Annotated in this window: 13 protein-coding genes; 9 read left to right on the forward strand and 4 right to left on the reverse strand. The window is 69.2% G+C overall.

The annotated features are described in order from the left end of the window. Positions 1-217: 217 nt before the first annotated feature. Together putA and NP80_RS13605 are read left to right on the forward strand one after the other, a co-directional pair. On the forward strand, positions 218-4,150 hold the full coding sequence (putA, locus tag NP80_RS13600) for a trifunctional transcriptional regulator/proline dehydrogenase/L-glutamate gamma-semialdehyde dehydrogenase (protein ID WP_006408105.1): 3,933 nt from the start codon (positions 218-220) through the stop codon (positions 4,148-4,150). Positions 4,151-4,234: 84 nt separating this feature from the next. Then, complete coding sequence (locus NP80_RS13605) at positions 4,235-5,374, forward strand: branched-chain amino acid ABC transporter substrate-binding protein (protein ID WP_006408106.1); 1,140 nt, start codon at positions 4,235-4,237, stop codon at positions 5,372-5,374. A 217-nt stretch (positions 5,375-5,591) separates the two neighbouring features. Here NP80_RS13605 and NP80_RS13610 read toward each other — a convergent pair whose 3' ends face one another. Next, on the reverse strand, positions 5,592-7,244 hold the full coding sequence (locus tag NP80_RS13610; RefSeq protein WP_006410806.1) for an acyl-CoA dehydrogenase family protein: 1,653 nt from the start codon (positions 7,242-7,244) through the stop codon (positions 5,592-5,594). A gap of 89 nt (positions 7,245-7,333) precedes the next feature. On the opposite strand from NP80_RS13610, the gene NP80_RS13615 reads away from it, so the two are divergent. From NP80_RS13615 to NP80_RS13630, 4 genes are all read left to right on the forward strand, one after another. After that, positions 7,334-8,002, forward strand: a complete 669-nt coding sequence (locus NP80_RS13615) for a TetR/AcrR family transcriptional regulator (RefSeq protein WP_006408109.1) — start codon at positions 7,334-7,336, stop codon at positions 8,000-8,002. 217 nt (positions 8,003-8,219) lie between these two features. Next, positions 8,220-9,374 (forward strand): pyridoxal phosphate-dependent aminotransferase, encoded by a 1,155-nt coding sequence (locus NP80_RS13620; RefSeq protein WP_006408110.1) that lies wholly within the window; start codon positions 8,220-8,222, stop codon positions 9,372-9,374. 42 nt (positions 9,375-9,416) lie between these two features. Continuing rightward, the gene (locus tag NP80_RS13625) at positions 9,417-10,205 is read left to right on the forward strand and encodes an ABC transporter substrate-binding protein (RefSeq protein ID WP_006408111.1); all 789 of its coding nucleotides are present in this window, start codon (positions 9,417-9,419) and stop codon (positions 10,203-10,205) included. Between the two features lie 13 nt (positions 10,206-10,218). Next, complete coding sequence (locus NP80_RS13630) at positions 10,219-11,649, forward strand: FAD-binding oxidoreductase (RefSeq protein ID WP_006409571.1); 1,431 nt, start codon at positions 10,219-10,221, stop codon at positions 11,647-11,649. Positions 11,650-11,677: 28 nt separating this feature from the next. On the opposite strand, the gene NP80_RS13635 is transcribed toward NP80_RS13630, so the two are convergent. Next, complete coding sequence (locus NP80_RS13635) at positions 11,678-12,250, reverse strand: PadR family transcriptional regulator (RefSeq protein WP_006408113.1); 573 nt, start codon at positions 12,248-12,250, stop codon at positions 11,678-11,680. Positions 12,251-12,318: 68 nt separating this feature from the next. Beyond that, positions 12,319-12,750, reverse strand: coding sequence for a Cd(II)/Pb(II)-responsive transcriptional regulator (cadR, locus tag NP80_RS13640; RefSeq protein ID WP_006401446.1), 432 nt, complete (start codon positions 12,748-12,750; stop codon positions 12,319-12,321). A gap of 83 nt (positions 12,751-12,833) precedes the next feature. Here cadR and NP80_RS13645 point away from each other — a divergent pair, with 83 nt between their 5' ends. Then, positions 12,834-15,374, forward strand: coding sequence for a heavy metal translocating P-type ATPase (locus NP80_RS13645; RefSeq protein ID WP_006408114.1), 2,541 nt, complete (start codon positions 12,834-12,836; stop codon positions 15,372-15,374). A 14-nt stretch (positions 15,375-15,388) separates the two neighbouring features. Continuing rightward, positions 15,389-15,742, forward strand: coding sequence for a zinc ribbon domain-containing protein (locus NP80_RS13650; RefSeq protein ID WP_006408115.1), 354 nt, complete (start codon positions 15,389-15,391; stop codon positions 15,740-15,742). 24 nt (positions 15,743-15,766) lie between these two features. On the opposite strand, the gene NP80_RS13655 is transcribed toward NP80_RS13650, so the two are convergent. Further along, entirely contained in the window at positions 15,767-16,246 is a 480-nt protein-coding gene (locus tag NP80_RS13655) for an AraC family transcriptional regulator (RefSeq protein WP_006408116.1), read from the reverse strand. A gap of 317 nt (positions 16,247-16,563) precedes the next feature. Between NP80_RS13655 and NP80_RS13660 the strand changes: the two genes are divergently transcribed. After that, entirely contained in the window at positions 16,564-18,027 is a 1,464-nt protein-coding gene (locus tag NP80_RS13660; RefSeq protein ID WP_006408118.1) for a mechanosensitive ion channel, read from the forward strand.

An 18,027-nucleotide genomic window follows, 5' to 3' on the forward strand; every position in this document is an offset into this window, starting at 1 on the left:
GCGCGGCGGCGCGCGGACGCGCCCGATCAGGGAAAACACCGATTCGCCGACCACGGGCAACCCCTAGGTTGCGACCGGATAAGTGTCTGATTATATTGATTAAACCGATGGTGCAACCCGTCTTGAAATTCGGTTGCACCTTTTTATTGCGTGCCGTAGGATTTCGCGCATCCTCTCACACCACATTGCCGGCCTTGCGCCGGCGCATGAACCCACCATGGCAAGCACGACCCTCGGCGTCAAAGTCGACGACCTTCTCCGCTCACGTCTGAAAGATGCGGCCACGCGTCTCGAACGCACGCCTCACTGGCTCATCAAGCAGGCGATCTTCGCGTATCTGGAGCGGATCGAGCACGGCCAGCTGCCGCCCGAGCTGTCGGGCCACAGCGGCGTCGCGGATCTTGCCGACGGGCACGCGACGGACGGCGAGGACGACAACTCGCCGCACCCGTTCCTCGAGTTCGCGCAGAACGTGCAGCCGCAGTCGGTGCTGCGCGCGGCGATCACGGCCGCGTATCGCCGGCCCGAGCCGGAGTGCGTGCCGTTCCTGATCGGCCAGGCGCGTCTGCCCGCGAATCTGCAGGCCGACGTGCAGTCGCTCGCGACCAGGCTCGTCGAGGCGCTGCGCGAGAAGAGCTCGGGCGGCGGCGTCGAAGGGCTGATCCACGAGTTCTCGCTGTCGAGCCAGGAAGGCGTCGCGCTGATGTGCCTCGCCGAAGCGCTGCTGCGCATCCCGGATCGCGCGACGCGCGACGCGCTGATCCGCGACAAGATCAGCAAGGGCGACTGGCGCTCGCACGTCGGCCATGCGCCGTCGCTGTTCGTGAACGCGGCGACGTGGGGGCTGATGATCACCGGCAAGCTCGTGACGACGAACAGCGAAGCGGGGCTGTCGTCCGCGCTCACGCGCCTGATCGGCCGCGGCGGCGAGCCGCTGATCCGCAAGGGCGTCGACATGGCGATGCGCCTGATGGGCGAGCAGTTCGTCACCGGCGAGACGATTTCCGAAGCGCTCGCGAACAGCCGCAAGTACGAAGCGCGCGGCTTCCGCTACTCGTACGACATGCTCGGCGAAGCGGCGACGACCGAAGAGGATGCGCAGCGCTACTACGCGTCGTACGAGCAGGCGATCCACGCGATCGGCAAGGCGGCCGGCGGCCGCGGCATCTACGAAGGGCCGGGCATCTCGATCAAGCTGTCCGCGCTGCATCCGCGCTATTCGCGTTCGCAGCAGGAACGCACGATGACCGAGCTGCTGCCGCGCGTGCGCGCGCTTGCGCTGCTCGCGCGCCGCTACGACATCGGCCTGAACATCGACGCGGAAGAGGCCGATCGTCTCGAACTGTCGCTCGACCTGCTCGAGGCGCTGTGCTTCGATCCCGATCTCGCGGGCTGGAACGGAATCGGTTTCGTCGTGCAGGGCTACCAGAAGCGCTGCCCGTTCGTGATCGACTATCTGATCGACCTCGCGCGCCGCAGCCGTCATCGTCTGATGATCCGGCTCGTGAAGGGCGCGTACTGGGATACCGAAATCAAGCGCGCGCAGGTCGACGGGCTCGAGGGCTATCCGGTCTACACGCGCAAGATCTACACGGACGTGTCGTATCTGGCGTGCGCGAAGAAGCTGCTCGCGGCGCCCGATGCCGTGTATCCGCAGTTCGCGACGCACAATGCGTACACGCTGGCCGCGATCTATCACCTGGCCGGCCAGAACTACTACCCCGGCCAGTACGAATTCCAGTGCCTGCACGGCATGGGCGAGCCGCTGTACGAGGAAGTCACGGGCCGCGACAAGCTGAACCGTCCGTGCCGCGTGTACGCGCCGGTCGGCACGCACGAGACGCTGCTCGCCTATCTCGTGCGTCGCCTGCTCGAAAACGGCGCGAACACGTCGTTCGTGAACCGCATCGCCGACAAGTCCGTCTCGGTGAAGGAACTGGTCGCCGATCCGGTCGACGAGGCATCGAAGGTCGTGCCGCTCGGCGCGCCGCATCCCAAGATTCCGCTGCCGCGCAACCTGTACGGCGACGAGCGTCCCAACTCGATGGGCCTCGATCTGTCGAACGAGCATCGTCTCGCGTCGCTGTCGTCCGCGCTGCTCGCGAGCGCGCATCATCCGTGGCGCGCGGCGCCGATGCTCGCCGACGACGCGCTCGCCGACGCGCCGGCGCGCGACGTACGCAATCCGGCCGACCAGCGCGACATCGTCGGCACGGTCAGCGAAGCGACGGCCGAGCACGTGAGCGCGGCGCTCGCGCATGCGGTCACGGCCGCGCCGATCTGGCAGGCGACGCCGGTCGATGCACGCGCCGACTGCCTCGTGCGCGCGGCCGATCTGCTCGAAGCGCAGATGCACACGCTGATGGGCCTGATCGTGCGCGAAGCCGGCAAGTCGCTGCCGAACGCGATCGCGGAAATCCGCGAAGCGGTCGACTTCCTGCGCTACTACGCGGCGCAGATCCGCGGCGAATTCTCGAACGATACGCATCGTCCGCTCGGCCCGGTCGTCTGCATCAGCCCGTGGAACTTCCCGCTCGCGATCTTCATGGGCCAGGTCGCCGCCGCGCTCGCGGCCGGCAACACGGTGCTCGCGAAGCCTGCGGAGCAGACGCCGCTGATCGCCGCGCAGGCCGTGCGCCTGCTGCGCGAGGCCGGCGTGCCGGCCGGCGCGGTGCAGCTGCTGCCGGGCGACGGCGAGACGGTCGGCGCGGCGCTCGTCGCCGATCCGCGCACGCGCGCGGTGATGTTCACGGGCTCGACCGAGGTTGCGCGCCTGATCAACAAGACGCTGTCCACGCGCCTCGACCCGGACGGCAAGCCGATTCCGCTGATCGCCGAAACGGGCGGCCAGAACGCGATGATCGTCGACTCGTCGGCGCTCGCGGAACAGGTCGTCGCGGACGTGATGCAGTCGTCGTTCGACTCGGCCGGTCAACGGTGTTCGGCGCTGCGCGTTCTGTGTCTGCAGGACGACGTCGCCGATCGCACGCTGACGATGCTCAAGGGCGCGATGCAGGAACTGTCGCTCGGCAACCCGGACCGTCTGTCGACCGACGTCGGCCCGGTGATCGACGCGGACGCGAAGCGCACGATCGACGCACATATCGCGACGATGAAGGACAAGGGCCATGCGGTCACGCAGCTCGCGATGCCGGAAGCGTGCGCGCACGGCACGTTCGTGCCGCCGACGCTGATCGAGATCGGCAGCATCGACGAACTGAAGCGCGAAGTGTTCGGCCCCGTGCTGCACGTCGTGCGCTATCGCCGCAGCCAGCTCGACAAGCTGCTCGAGCAGATCCGCGCGACGGGCTACGGCCTCACGCTCGGGATCCATACGCGGATCGACGAGACGATCGCGCACGTGATCTCGCGCGCGCACGTCGGCAACATCTACGTGAACCGCAACGTGATCGGCGCGGTGGTCGGCGTGCAGCCGTTCGGCGGCGAAGGGCTCTCCGGTACCGGGCCGAAGGCCGGCGGCGCGCTGTATCTGCAGCGTCTGCTCGCGACGCGTCCGTCGGGCCTGCCGCGTTCGCTCGCGCAGTCGCTCGTCGCGGACGGCGCGGTGGAAGGCGGCGAGCGTGCGCACCCGGCGGCGGCGCTCACGGCACTGCGCGACTGGCTGATCGAGCAGCGCGAGCCGGCGCTGGCCGCGCGCTGCGACGGCTACCTCGCGCAGGTGCCGGCCGGCGCGACCGCCGTGCTGACGGGGCCGACGGGCGAGCGAAACACGTATACACTCGGCCCGCGCGGCACGGTGCTGTGCGTCGCAGCGACGCCGTCCGGCGCACGCGCGCAGCTCGCGGCGGTGCTCGCGACCGGCAACCGCGCGCTGTTCTCGGGCGCGGCCGGCGAGGCGCTGGTCGCCGCGCTGCCCGCCTCGCTGAAGGCGCATGCGACGGTGCGCAAGCAGGCCGACGCGGCGTTCGACGCGGTGCTGTTCGAAGGCGACAGCGACGAACTGCTGACGCTCGTGAAGGAAGTCGCGCAGCGGCCGGGCCCGATCGTGTCGGTGCAGGGCGTGTCCGCGGGCGCGTTCGAGCACGGCGACGCGGAGGACTACGCGCTCGAGCGGCTGTTGACCGAGCGCTCGGTCAGCGTGAATACGGCCGCGGCGGGCGGCAATGCGAATTTGATGACGATCGGCTGACCATCCTTGCCGCTCGGCTCAAACAATGGAAGCGGCAAGGCGATCCCGAAGCCGCTCCACTTACCCTGGTACCTAGGAGATGCTATGCAACACACGATGAAAAAGCTGGCAGGCGCGACGTTCGTCGCTGTCATGTCGCTGGCGGGGACGGCTCACGCGGACGACGTGAAAATCGGTTACGCAGGGCCGATGACGGGCGCGCAGGCGCACTACGGCAAGGATATGCAGAACGGGATCGTGCTCGCGCTGGAGGATTTCAACGCGACGAACCCGAAGATCGGCGGCAAGCCGGTCAAGTTCGTGCTCGAAACGGCGGACGACCAGGCTGACCCGCGCACCGGCACGACGGTCGCGCAGAAGCTCGTCGACGACGGCATCAAGGGCATGCTCGGCCACTTCAACTCGGGCACGACGATCCCGGCTTCGCGCATCTATGCGAACGCGGGCATTCCGGAAATCGCGATGGCAACGGCGCCGGAATACACGCAGCAGGGCTACAAGACGACGTTCCGGATGATGACGTCCGACACGCAGCAGGGTTCGGTGGCGGGCACGTTCGCATCGAAGGATCTCGGCATGAAGCGCATCGCGATCGTCGACGATCGCACCGCGTACGGCCAGGGTCTCGCCGACCAGTTCGAGAAGGCCGCGAAGGCCGGCGGCGCGACGATCGTCGACCGCGAGTTCACGAACGACAAGGCCGTCGACTTCAAGGCGATCCTGACGAAGCTGAAGGCCGCGAAGCCGGACCTGATCTACTACGGCGGCGCGGATTCGCAGGCAGCGCCGATGGTCAAGCAGATGAAGGCGCTCGGCATCACGGCGCCGCTGATGAGCGGCGAAATGGTGAAGACGCCGACGTTCCTGAAGATCGCGGGCAACGCGGCGGAAGGCACGATCGCGTCGCTGGCCGGTCTGCCGCTCGACGAGATGCCCGGCGGCAAGGCGTATGCGGAGAAGTACAAGAAGCGCTTCGGCGAAGACGTGCAGACCTACTCGCCGTACTCGTACGACGGCGCGATGGCGATGCTGAACGCGATGAAGAAGGCCGATTCGACGGATCCGGCGAAGTACCTGCCGGTGCTCGCGAAGACCGACATGGCCGGCGTCACGTCGACGCATGTCGCGTACGACGCGAAGGGCGACCTGAAGAACGGCGGCATCACGATGTACAAGGTCGAGAAGGGCGAGTGGAAGCCGCTGAAGAGCATCGGCGGCAAGTAAGCCGCACGGTGTAGCTACAGCAGCATGACGGCCGGGCCGCGGGATCCCGCGGCGCCGGTCCGGCATTCGGAACCCGTCGCGAGCGTCGAGCGCTCGCGGCGGGTTTTGTTTTTCGGCGGTCGAGCGATGGGGCGGCGACTTGACTTCGTCGAGCGCCGTATCGCCGCATCGACCGGTACCCGCGACACGCGCGCGAATTCGCGAATCGGGCGCGCCGTCACTGCGGATACGCGCGCTCGAGCAGCGCGCCGACGTCGATCGCATGCGGGTCGAACGCGCCGGCCACGCGCCCCCACGACGCTTCGCCGAGCCGCGTCGCGATGAACGCATCCGACACGGCCGCCGGCGCATCGCGTCGCAGCAGGCAGGCCTGGGCCGTTAGCGCGAGCCGCTGGGCGAACAGGCGCGCCGACGCCTCGAGCGTGTCGGCCGGCGCGGCGAGCATCGCGCGCAGCGCGTCGAGCGCCGCGCGGATGCGCGGTTCGCCGGCGCCGAGCTCGCTCAGTTCGGCGAACAGCGCGGCAGCCGAATCGGGCTCGCGCGACACCGCGCGCAGCACGTCGAGGCACATCACGTTGCCCGAGCCTTCCCAGATCGAATTGACGGGCGCCTCGCGGAACAGCCGCGCGATCGGGCCGTCGTCGACGTAGCCGTTGCCGCCGAACACTTCCATGACCTCGCCGGTCAGCTCGACCGCCCGCTTGCAGACCCAGAATTTCGCGGCCGGCGTGACGATCCGCTTCCATGCGCGCTCGCGCGGCGAGTCGTCGTGCTCGAACGCATCGGCGAGCCGCATCGCGAGCACGAGCGCGGCTTCGCTTTCGAGCGCGAGATCGGCGAGCACCGTGCGCATCAGCGGCTGCTCGGCGAGCGCGCGGCCGAACGCGTGGCGCTGGCGCGTGTACGCGATCGCCTGCACGACGCCCTGGCGCAGCATCGCCGCGCTGCCGAGCACGCAGTTGAGCCGCGTGTAGGTCGCCATGTCGATGATGGTCGGGATCCCGCGCCCTTCGTCGCCGAGCATGATGCCCCACGCGTCGTCGAGCTCGATCTCGCTGCTCGAATTGCTGCGGTTGCCGACCTTGTTCTTCAGACGCTGGATCTCGACCGCGTTCTTCGTGCCGTCCGGCCGCCAGCGCGGCACGTAGAAGCACGACGGGCTGCCGGCTTCGGTGCGCGCGACGACGAGGTGCGCGTCGCACATCGGCGCCGAGAAGAACCACTTGTGGCCGCGCAGCCGGTATTCGCCGCCGCGTCCGCCCGCGCCGGCCGGCGTCGCGAGCGTCGTGTTCGCGCGCACGTCCGAGCCGCCCTGTTTCTCGGTCATCCCCATGCCGAACCAGATCGAGCGCTTGTCGGCGATCGGCACGTCGCGCGCATCGTAGTCGTCGCTGTACAGCTTGTCGCGCAGCGCTTCCCAGAGCGCGGGCTCCTTCTGCAGCACCGGAATCGCGGCCTGCGTCATCGTCGCCGGGCACAGCGTGCCGGCCTCGATCTGCCCGTGCAGATAGAAGCCGGCGGCGGTCGCGGCCCAGCGGCCGCGCCGCGTATCGCGAAACGCGAGCGACACGAAGCCTTCGTTCCGGTACAGCCCGAGCAACGCGTGCCACGCGGGATGGAACTCGACGCGGTCGATCCGGCGGCCGCGCCGGTCGAACACGTTCAGTTCCGGCGTATGGCGATTCGCTTCGTCGGCGAGCCGCGCGGTATCGGCGCTGCCGAGCCGCGCGCCGTATGCGTCGAGCTGCGGCACGGCCCAGTCCGCGCCTGCGCGCGCGAGCGCGTCGCGCAGCGCGATGTCGGTCGCGAACGGGTTATAGTCGACCAGTTCGTCGAACTGGTTCGTGACGACGTGGGTCGGTTCGCTCATCGAATGTCTCCTGTCGGCGCGGCCGCGCGTTCGACCCGCGTGGGGCCGCGCGACGAAGCGCGTTCGTCTCGAATTCGAGGGTAGCAAATATGCCGCCGCGACATGTTCAGGTTCCCGCGCCGTCCGGCTCGCCCGCGGCGCCTTCCGCGCCGGTGCTGCGCCGCCGGCCGCGGCAGCCGCGCGCACGCGCGAGTTCGGACGCGCTGCAGCAGGCGTTCGTTCAGCTTTTGCGCGAGCGCGGCTACGCGAAGACGACGATCCGCGAGATCGCGGCGGTGGCCGGCGTCAGCGTCGGCACGTTCTACGAGTACTTCGGCGACAAGCAGAGCCTCGCGGCCTTCTGCATCCACCGTCACGTGCTTGCGCTGGCCGAGCGGCTGCGCGAGGCGGCGCACGCGCTGCGCGGCGAGGCGCGCGCCGCGCTGGCCGCCGCCTTCGTCGATCTGCAGGTCGATGCGGCTGCCGGCGACGCGGCGCTGTGGAGCCTGCTGTTCGCGCTCGAGCGGCAGGTGTCGTCGCTGGTCGCGTATCGCCGGCATTACGACGCGTATGTCGCGCTGTGGCGCGACGCGCTCGCGTACACGGCGGACCCGCCGCCGGCTGCGCGTCTCGATGCCATCGCGCGCATGGCGCATACGATCTGCTACGGCGGCATCTCGCAGGCGCTGCTGACGCTCGGCCCCGCGTGGGACGCCGCCGCGTTGCGCGGCGAGCTGCACGCGGCGCTGCGCGCGTATCTGGCCGTGCTGCCCGCCTGAGCGCGCCGGCCGTAGCCGGCAATGCCCGACGCGCATGCCGGCGCCGCCGGTGTGCCCGGCCGCTGAACCGTTTTCCTCGTTCGCCATGAGCAAAATGCATGGCCGCCATGACGAACTTTCGGTTGTCCGCCGATATTGGCTCGGGCTAAATCATGCGGAACGCGCAGGCCGCGCGAGCGTGCGGCCGGCCCGACAGACACCGGAAGGAGGAGGAGACATGCGAAGCGCCACTGCGCCCCGTTCGAAACTGCCCGACGTCGGCACGACGATCTTCACCGTGATCGGCCAGCTCGCCGCGCAGCACGACGCGCTGAACCTGTCGCAGGGCGCGCCGAATTTCGCGCCGGATCCGGCGCTCGTCGAGGGCGTCGCGCGCGCGATGCGCGACGGCCACAACCAGTACGCGCCGATGGCCGGCGTCGCGGCGCTGCGCGAGCGGCTCGCGGAGAAGACCGAGACGCTGTACGGCACCCGTTACGATCCGGCCACCGAGATCACCGTGATCGCGAGCGCGAGCGAAGGGCTCTACGCGGCGATCAGCGCGCTCGTGCATCCGGGCGACGAGGTCATCTATTTCGAGCCGTCGTTCGACAGCTACGCGCCGATCGTGCGGATGCAGGGCGCGACGCCGGTCGCGATCAAGCTGTCGCCCGAGGATTTCCGCGTGAACTGGGACGAGGTCGCGGCCGCGATCACGCCGCGCACGCGCATGATCGTCGTCAACACGCCGCACAACCCGACCGCGACCGTGCTGTCGGGCGACGATCTCGCGCGGCTCGCGCAGCTCACGCGCGGCACCGACATCGTGATCCTGTCCGACGAGGTGTACGAGCACGTCGTGTTCGACGGCGCGCTGCATCAAAGCATGGCGCGGCACCGCGAGCTGGCCGAGCGCAGCGTGATCGTGTCGTCGTTCGGCAAGTCGTTTCACGTGACGGGCTGGCGCGTCGGCTACTGTCTCGCGCCGGCCGCGCTGATGGACGAGATCCGCAAGGTGCATCAGTTCATGGTGTTCTCGGCCGACACGCCGATGCAGATCGCGTTCGCCGACATCCTCGCGCGCCCGGACAGCTACCTCGGGCTGTCCGCGTTCTATCAGGCCAAGCGCGACCTGCTCGCGCGCGAGCTCGCCGATTCGCGGTTCGAGCTGCTGCCGAGCGCGGGCTCGTTCTTCATGCTCGCGCGGTTCCGGCATTTCTCGGACGAGCGCGACAGCGATTTCGTGCTGCGGCTGATCCGCGATGCGCGCGTCGCGACGATTCCGCTGTCGGCGTTCTATACCGACGGCACCGATGCGGGCCTGATCCGGCTCAGTTTCTCGAAGGACGACGCGACGCTGATCGAAGGCGCGCGGCGCTTGCGTTCGCTGTAGGCGCGGCGCCCCCGCCGCTGCAATCGACAACAGGAGATCACGATGAAACCCACGCACTCCCTGAAACTGGCGATCGCGCTCGCATGCGCGCTCGGTTCCGCCGCGGCCGTCGCCGACGCGCAGACGCTGCGCTTCGGCCTCGAGGCGCAATATCCGCCGTTCGAGTCGAAAGCGCCGAACGGCGAACTGCAGGGCTTCGACATCGACGTCGGCAATGCGGTGTGCGAAACCGCGAAGCTGACGTGCAAATGGATCGAGACCTCGTTCGACGGGCTGATTCCGGCGCTGAAGGGCCGCAAGTTCGATGCGATCAACTCGGCGATGAACGCGACCGAGCAGCGCCGCCAGGCGATCGACTTCACGACGATCATCTACCGCGTGCCGACGCAGCTGATCGCGCGCACCGGCAGCGGGCTGCTGCCGACGCCCGAATCGCTGAAGGGCAAGCGCGTCGGCGTGCTGCAGGCGTCGATTCAGGAAACCTATGCGAAGGCGCACTGGGAGCCGGCCGGCGTCGCGATCGTCGCGTATCAGGATCAGAACCAGGCCTATGCCGATCTCGTCGCCGGCCGCCTCGATGCGACGCTCGTGCTCGCGCCGGCCGGCCAGCGCGGGTTCCTGTCGCGTCCGGACGGCAAGGGCTTCTCGTTCGTCGGTCAGCCGGTGCGCGACGACCGGATCCTCGGCAGCGGCATCGCGTTCGGCTTGCGCAAGGGCGACGACGCGCTGAAGGCGAAGCTCGACGCGGCGATCGACAAGCTGAAGGCGGACGGCACCGTGAAGTCGCTCGGCCGCAAGTACTTCGGCGACATCGACATCTCGGCGAAGTAAGCGGGACCGCACGATGTCGATGCCGGATACGGCCGCCGCGCGCGGCACGCCGCGCGCGGCGCGGCTGTCGGATACCGCGCTCGAAGCGGCGCTCGTCGCCGAGCTCGGCGACGAATGCGTGACGCGCGCGGCCGACATCGAGCCGCGCTACTTCACCGCGTACAACGAGCGGCCCGGCGTGCGGCCGCGTGCGCTGGTGCGCCCGCGCAGCGTCGACGAGGTGTCGCGCGCGCTGGCGCTCTGTACGCGACTTGTGCAGCCCGTCGTGCCGCAGGGCGGGCTCACCGGCCTCGCGCGTGGCGCGGTCGCGCTCGGCGGCGAAGTCGTGCTGTCGATGGAGCGCTTTGCGGGCATCGACGCGCTCGACGCGGCGGCGGGCACGCTCACCGTGCGCGCCGGCACGCCGCTGCAGGTCGTGCAGGAAGCAGCCGATGCCGCCGGCTTCACGTTCGGCGTCGATCTCGGCGCACGCGGCTCGTGCCAGATCGGCGGGATGCTCGCGACCAATGCGGGCGGCACGCGCGCGATCCGCTACGGGACGATGCGCGAGCAGGTGCTCGGGCTCGAAGCGGTGCTCGCGGACGGCACGGTCGTCTCGTCGATGAACCGGATGCTGAAGAACAATGCGGGCTACGACCTCAAGCAGCTGTTCATCGGCAGCGAGGGCACGCTCGGCGTCGTCACGCGCGCCGTGCTGCGGCTGCATCCGAAGCTCGCCGCGCCGGCCACGGCGCTGTGCCGCGTGCGCGACTACGAGGCCGTCGTCGCGCTGTGGAACCGGATGCGCACGTTGCCGGAACTCGTCAGCTTCGAAGCGATGTGGCCCGCGTTCTACGACTACGTCGCGCGTCATACGCCGGGTGTCGCGGCACCGTTCGCGGCCGACGGCGGCTTTGCGGTGCTGATCGAATGCGCAACGAGCGCGCCGGGGCGCGACGCGCGCGCCGCGCTCGAAACGGCGCTCGCCGATGCGATCGACGCCGGGCTTGCCGACGATGCGGCGCTCGCGACGTCCGAGCGGCAGGCACGCGACTTGTGGACGCTGCGCGAAGGGCTTGCCATCGATGCACTGCCGAATCTGGTGAATTTCGACGTCAGTCTGCCGACCGGAGACCTCGGCGCATTCGCCGCACGTTGCGACGCGGCGCTGCGTGCGCGCTGGCCCGATATCGTGTGTCTGTTCTTCGGCCATGTCGGCGACGGCAACGTGCATATCGGCGTGTCGCTCGCCGCGATGACCGACGCGGACGCCGACGAGATCGATCGCCGTACCTACGCGATCGTGCGCGAGATGGGCGGCTCGGTCTCGGCCGAACACGGGATCGGCGTGCTGAAGCGCGACTATCTCGCGCACACGCGCAGCGATTCGGAAATCGCGCTGATGCGCACGTTGAAGGCCGCGCTCGACCCCGGCGGCATCCTGAATCCCGGCAAGGTGCTGTGAGCGGCGGCGGCCGCGCGGGCGGCGCGCGTCAGGCGTCGACCCAGCGCAGCGCACCGATCTTCAGATGCTCGACGACGCTGCGCGTCCAGTCGAGCTCGGCATCGAGCAGCACCAGCGCGTGCTCGTTGTGCAGCAGGAACAGGCGCGGCACCTGATCGGCCTGCGCGGCGTGGCGCAGCGCTTCGACGCGCGCGCGCTCGGCTTCGAGCGCGGCAATGCGGCGCTCGAGTTGCTGGCGCGCATCGTCGGCGTCGAGCAGCGGCAGGAAAGCGAGACCCGCGCCGAACGCCGGAAATTCGCGCACCGGCTCCGCGAGCAGCGCGTACAGCCACGCCTGCCCGGCCGTGTGCCCGGCTTCGGTCAGCGTGTACAGCGTGCGCTCCGGAAACGCCCCGTCTCGCTCGGTGTCATGCACGACGATGAGCCCGTCGCGCAGCAGCCGCTCGATCGTCTGATAGAGACTCGTGCGCTGTCGCACGTTGACGACTTCGTCGTAGCCACGCGCCTTCAGTTGCTGGAGCATCCCGTACGGATGCATCGGTGCTTCGGTCAGCATCGCCAGCACGGCGAGCGCGAGCGGGGACGGGCGGGCAGCGGGCATGAATAGTCTCGATATATCTAGTCAAATTATGACTAGTATCAGATCGACTATCTGGTTTGACAAGGGTTTCAGCCGAGATGCGTGCGCTTCGCCGCCGGCGCGACGGTTTCCATCGTCGCGAGCCCATGCACGATCCCGCAGTCTTCCACCGAATGCTCGCCGACGCATTGCCGCCGCAGTTCGGTGAGCTGATCGCGCAGATGCGTGAGCTCCGCGAGGCGCGCGTCGACGTGTCCGATGTGTTCGTCGAGCAGCGCATTGATTGAATCGCAGCGGTCGCCCGGCGTGTCGGTGAGGCGCAGGAGCGCGCGGATTTCGTCGTGCGCCATGTCGAGCGCGCGGCAGTTGCGGATGAAGCGCAGCCGCTCGAGGTGTACATCGGTGTAGTTGCGATAGTTCGAGTCGGTACGCTGCGCATCTGGCATCAGACCCTCTTTCTCGTAGAAGCGGATCGTCTCCGGCGTGCAGCGGGCCGCTTTGGCCAGTTCGCCGATCTTCATGTCGCTCTCCCGGTCAACGGTTGACCTTGTAGTGGCTACAGGGTGTTAACTCTACACCGTCAAGTCATCGAAAGGAGAACGTCATGAGCGACGCCCAGCGTCTGCGCGAGCCGCGCGACGACACGGAGGGCAGCGGCGCGTGCTGCACCGGCCCGGCCCGCAGCGCGCCCGCGCAACGCACGGCCGACGCGGCGTGCCGCGCGCACGGCGACGCAGCGTCGTGCGGCGCGTCGTCGCACGCGAGCAGTCGCGATCATGGCGCCGCGCCGGCCGTCGGTACGGACGCGCACCGCAAGCACGAACATCACGCCGCGCACGGGCACGGGGATGACGAGGCGGGGCACGAGCACCGCCACGCTCATCCGCATGGCCACAGCCACGAGCACCAGCACGGCCACGACCACGACCACGAGGACAGCTGCTGCGCGCCGGCCGTTTCGACGCTCGCGCCGCTGCCGGCCGCCGAGGCGACCGCAGCCGGCAACGTGCGCTCCGCGTTCCGCATCATGCAGATGGACTGTCCGACCGAGGAAACGCTGATCCGCAAGAAGCTCGGCGGAATGGACGAGGTGTCCGCGCTCGAATTCAACCTGATGCAGCGGATGCTGACGGTCGAACACGTGCCGGGCGCGCAGCCCGCGATCGAGCGCGCGATCCGCACGCTCGGAATGACGCCCGAGGCCGCATCGGCCGGCACGCCGGCCTCGGCGGCGCCCGCCGAAGCGCCCGCGAAACCGTGGTGGCCGCTCGCGCTGGCCGGCGCGGCCGCGATCGCGTCCGAGGCGGCGAGCTGGGCCGGCCTGCCCGCGTGGCTGTCTGCGCTGCTCGCGATCGCGGCGGTGCTGAGCTGCGGGCTCACGACCTACCGCAAGGGCTGGATCGCGCTGCGCAACGGCAACCTGAACATCAACGCGCTGATGAGCATCGCGGTGACGGGCGCGATGGCGATCGGCCAGTGGCCGGAGGCGGCGATGGTGATGGTGCTGTTCACGATCGCCGAACTGATCGAGGCGAAGTCGCTCGACCGCGCGCGCAACGCGATCCAGGGGCTGATGCGGCTCGCGCCGGATACCGCGACCGTGCAGGACGCGGACGGCACGTGGCGCACGATCGATGCCGCGCGCGTCGTGCTCGGCGCGATCGTGCGCGTGAAGCCCGGCGAGCGGATCGGGCTGGACGGCGAAGTGGTGTCCGGACGCTCGACGGTGAACCAGGCGCCGATCACCGGGGAGAGTCTGCCGGTCGAGAAGGCGGCCGGCGACGCGGTGTACGCCGGCACGATCAACGAGTCGGGCTCGTTCGACTATCGCGTGACCGCGCTGGCGTCGAACTCGACGCTCGCGCGCATTATTCACGCGGTCGAGGAAGCGCAGGGCGCGAAGGCGCCGACGCAGCGCTTCGTCGACCGCTTCGCGCGCATCTATACGCCGATCGTGTTCGCGGTCGCGCTGCTCGTCGCCGTCGCGCCGCCGCTCGTCGTCGGCGGGGCATGGCACGACTGGATCTATCGCGCGCTCGTGCTGCTCGTGATCGCCTGTCCGTGCGCGCTCGTGATCTCGACGCCGGTGACGATCGTGTCGGGGCTCGCGGCCGCCGCGCGGCGCGGGATCCTGGTCAAGGGCGGCGTCTATCTGGAAGAAGGGCGCAAGCTTGCATGGCTCGCGCTCGACAAGACCGGCACGATCACGCATGGCAAGCCGGTGCAGACCGATGTCGACGCGCACGCGGCCGACATCGATTTCACGCGCGCGCGGCACCTCGCCGCGAGCCTCGCCGCGCGATCGGACCATCCGGTGTCGCAGGCAATCGCGGCAGCCGCGCGCGACGCGAACGCGCCGGCGTTCGCCGACGTGCAGGATTTCGAAGCGCTGCTCGGTCGCGGCGTGCGGGGCACGATCGACGGCGTGCGCTACTGGCTCGGCAATCATCGGCTCGTCGAGGAGCTCGAGCGCTGCTCGCCGGCACTCGAGGCGAAGCTCGATGCGCTCGAGCGGCAGGGCAAGAGCGTCGTGATGCTGATCGACGATGCGCGCGTGCTCGCGATCTTCGCTGTAGCCGATACGATCAAGGACACGAGCCGCGCAGCGATTGCCGATCTGCACGCGCTCGGCATCCGCACCGCGATGCTGACGGGCGACAACCCGCATACCGCGCGGGCGATCGCCGCGCAGGCCGGCATCGACGACGCACGCGGCAACCAGTTGCCGGAGGACAAGCTCGCGGCCGTCGACGAGCTCGCGCGCGGCGGCGCGGGGGCGGTCGGGATGGTCGGCGACGGGATCAACGACGCGCCGGCGCTCGCACGCGCCGATATCGGCTTCGCGATGGGCGCGATGGGCACCGACACCGCGATCGAGACGGCCGACGTCGCGCTGATGGACGACGACCTGCGCAAGATTCCCGCGTTCGTCCGGTTGTCGCGCGCGACGCACCGCGTGCTCGTGCAGAACATCGGCTTCGCGCTCGGCGTGAAGCTCGTGTTTCTCGGGCTGACGGTCGCGGGGCTCGGCACGATGTGGATGGCCGTGTTCGCCGATGCGGGCGCGAGCCTGATCGTCGTCGGCAACGGGCTGCGGCTGTTGTCGAACGCACGCGCGTTCGGCGGCGCGCCGGCCGCACGCTGAGCGCGGCGGCGACGATGGACTGGCTCAAACGACTGCTGCGCGGGCACGGTGACGGCCATCGCGCTACCTACGCCGATGGTGGCCATCACGGCCGCGATCGGCGCGGCGGGCACGGCGGCCATGACGGCCATGGCGCCCCGGGCGAACATCACGGCTGGGGCCGCGCGCCCGCGCATCGCGCGGATACGCACGCGCCGCCGCGCGACGTCATCTGCGCGACGTGCGGGGCGCCCAATGCGGCCGGCGCGCGCTACTGCATCCGCTGCGGCAGCGTGCAGCGCGGTCGCGCCTGCGTGCGCTGTCAGGCCATGCTGCCGGCCGATGCGCGCTTTTGCCCCGCATGCGGTACGCGCGCGCATGCGGGCTGACGCCGAGGCGCCGGCCCGGCCGCCTCAACGCACCGACACGTGAATCTCCGTCAGCAGATCCGCCGGCGCCGTATCGAGCGGCGTATTCAGATACAGCTCGAACGGCGGCGCGGCGGCCGGCGTGCGACCCGCTTGCTGCAGCCCCTCGCCGTATAGCCATTGATACGCCGCCTTCAGCTCCGCATACGGCCCCGTATGCAGCAGCACGGCATAATCGCCGCCCGCGATCGTCACGCGCTCCACGGGCGCATCGGGTTCGACGGCCGGCGCGTCGTCGGGCGGCACGATGCACGCATGCGCGCGCAGCTGCGCCTCCGGAACCGTATCGGGATCGTCGTAGTAGATCCCGGCCATCTTCGCGCCGCGGCCGATGAGCCCCCGACGTGCGGCCCACGCGCCGATCTGCGCGAACGCGTCGCCGACCTTCATGTACGCGCCGACATGCGCGACCGCATAACCGTGCTGCGCCGGCAGCCGACGGATTTCGACTTCGTGCTTGAACATCCGCTGTACTCCTTTTCATCGCGATGCGCACCGCGCGCGCTCGTCTGTACGCCTGTATCCGCGCGCCACGGTAGCACGACGCACCATCGCCGCGCGCATGCCAACGCGTAGTCGCCGCCGATATTCCGCCCCTTTTTATATTCCGGCGAAAAGGGTCACGTCCCCACCGATCTATGATTAAAGTTAAAGACGGTGAAATCGGGTGAAGCCGTCATTTTTCTCGAGTAAGTTGCTTGAGCGGGAAAGCGCATCTTGTCGGAGTCCGCAGGGAGTGTGTCGAAGTCCAATCACAACGCACGTTTTCGGGAGAACAAGAAATGGATGCTTCCAGCTTCATTACGTCGCTGCAGACCACGTTAGGCGGATATCTGCCGAAGATCGCCGGTGCGATCGGCATTCTGGTGATCGGCTGGCTGATCGCGGTGATCGTGCGGGCCGGCGCGCTGCGCCTGCTCGGTGCGCTGAAGGTCGATCAGCGAATCACCGAAAGCACCGGGCAGGGCGCCTGCGTCGAGCGCATCGTCGCCGGCGGGCTGTTCTGGCTCGTGCTGCTCGTCACCGCGGTGGGCATCTTCAACGTGCTCAATCTGTACGCGGTGTCCAACCCGTTCTCGCTGCTCGTCACGCACATCGTCGACTATCTGCCGAACCTGATCGGCGGCGCGGCGCTCACGCTCGTCGCGTGGCTCATCGCGTCGCTGCTGCGTAGCGTCGCGAATCGCGCGCTGAAGGCGAGCAAGGTCGACGACAAGCTGTCCGGCAGCGCCGGCATGCAGCCGATGAGCGGCTATCTCGGCGACGTGCTGTTCTGGCTCGTGATCCTGATGTTCCTGCCGGCGATCCTGTCGGCGTTCGCGCTGTCGGGGCTGCTGTCGCCGGTCCAGGGGATGATCGACCGGCTGCTCGCGATCGTGCCGAACCTGTTCGCGGCCGCGGTGATCGGCGTGGTCGGCTGGATCGTCGCGCGCGTGCTGCGCGGCCTCGTGACGAACCTGCTCGTCGCGGCCGGCGCCGACCGTCTCACGCAGCGCCTCGACAGCCCGACGCCCGTACGCGTGTCGAGCCTCGTCGGCACGATCGTCTATGTATTCGTGTTCGTGCCGACGCTGATCTCGGCGCTCGACGCGCTGAAGATCGACGCGATCTCGGTGCCCGCGACGAACATGCTGAACGAGTTCCTGAGCGCCGTGCCGGACATCGTCGCGGCGATCGTGATCGTGCTCGTCACGTTCTATTTCGCGCGCTTCGTCGCGGCGCTCGCGCAGCGGCTGCTCGAGGCGGCCGGCGCGGACGGGCTGCCGGCCGTGCTCGGCGTCGAGCGCGTGTTCAGCGGCATGCTGCAGCCGTCGGTGCTGGTCGCGCGGCTGATCGTGTTCTTCGCGATGCTGTTCGCCGCGGTCGAAGCGGCGAACCGGCTCGGCTTCACGCAGGTGCGCGACGTCGTCACGCTGTTCATCGAATTCGGCGGCCACGTGCTGACGGGCGGCGTGATCCTCGTGATCGGCGTGTGGCTCGCGGGCCTCGCGCGCCGCGTGATCGAGCAGGCCGACCGCGAGCACAGCGTGCTGTTCGCGCGCATCGCGCAGTTCGCGATTCTCGGCCTCGTGTTCGCGATGGGGCTGCGCGCGATGGGGATCGCGAACGAGATCGTGCAGCTCGCGTTCGGCCTCGTGCTCGGCGCGATCGCGGTGGCGGTCGCGCTGTCGTTCGGCCTCGGCGGCCGCGAGGCGGCCGGCAAGCTGCTCGATCGCTGGTTCAACCAGCGCGGCGGCGGTCAGTAA

This window comes from Burkholderia multivorans ATCC BAA-247, from assembly GCF_000959525.1.
In the GTDB taxonomy this organism is placed as follows: domain Bacteria; phylum Pseudomonadota; class Gammaproteobacteria; order Burkholderiales; family Burkholderiaceae; genus Burkholderia; species Burkholderia multivorans.

Bases quoted from the DNA above. Each gene is read 5' to 3' on its own strand.
- putA (WP_006408105.1), top strand. From the start codon at position 218: ATGGCAAGCACGACCCTCGGCGTCAAAGTCGACGACCTTCTCCGCTCA.
- NP80_RS13605 (WP_006408106.1), top strand. From the start codon at position 4,235: ATGCAACACACGATGAAAAAGCTGGCAGGCGCGACGTTCGTCGCTGTC.
- NP80_RS13610 (WP_006410806.1), bottom strand. From the start codon at position 7,244: ATGAGCGAACCGACCCACGTCGTCACGAACCAGTTCGACGAACTGGTC.
- NP80_RS13615 (WP_006408109.1), top strand. From the start codon at position 7,334: ATGCCGCCGCGACATGTTCAGGTTCCCGCGCCGTCCGGCTCGCCCGCG.
- NP80_RS13620 (WP_006408110.1), top strand. From the start codon at position 8,220: ATGCGAAGCGCCACTGCGCCCCGTTCGAAACTGCCCGACGTCGGCACG.
- NP80_RS13625 (WP_006408111.1), top strand. From the start codon at position 9,417: ATGAAACCCACGCACTCCCTGAAACTGGCGATCGCGCTCGCATGCGCG.
- NP80_RS13630 (WP_006409571.1), top strand. From the start codon at position 10,219: ATGTCGATGCCGGATACGGCCGCCGCGCGCGGCACGCCGCGCGCGGCG.
- NP80_RS13635 (WP_006408113.1), bottom strand. From the start codon at position 12,250: ATGCCCGCTGCCCGCCCGTCCCCGCTCGCGCTCGCCGTGCTGGCGATG.
- cadR (WP_006401446.1), bottom strand. From the start codon at position 12,750: ATGAAGATCGGCGAACTGGCCAAAGCGGCCCGCTGCACGCCGGAGACG.
- NP80_RS13645 (WP_006408114.1), top strand. From the start codon at position 12,834: ATGAGCGACGCCCAGCGTCTGCGCGAGCCGCGCGACGACACGGAGGGC.
- NP80_RS13650 (WP_006408115.1), top strand. From the start codon at position 15,389: ATGGACTGGCTCAAACGACTGCTGCGCGGGCACGGTGACGGCCATCGC.
- NP80_RS13655 (WP_006408116.1), bottom strand. From the start codon at position 16,246: ATGTTCAAGCACGAAGTCGAAATCCGTCGGCTGCCGGCGCAGCACGGT.
- NP80_RS13660 (WP_006408118.1), top strand. From the start codon at position 16,564: ATGGATGCTTCCAGCTTCATTACGTCGCTGCAGACCACGTTAGGCGGA.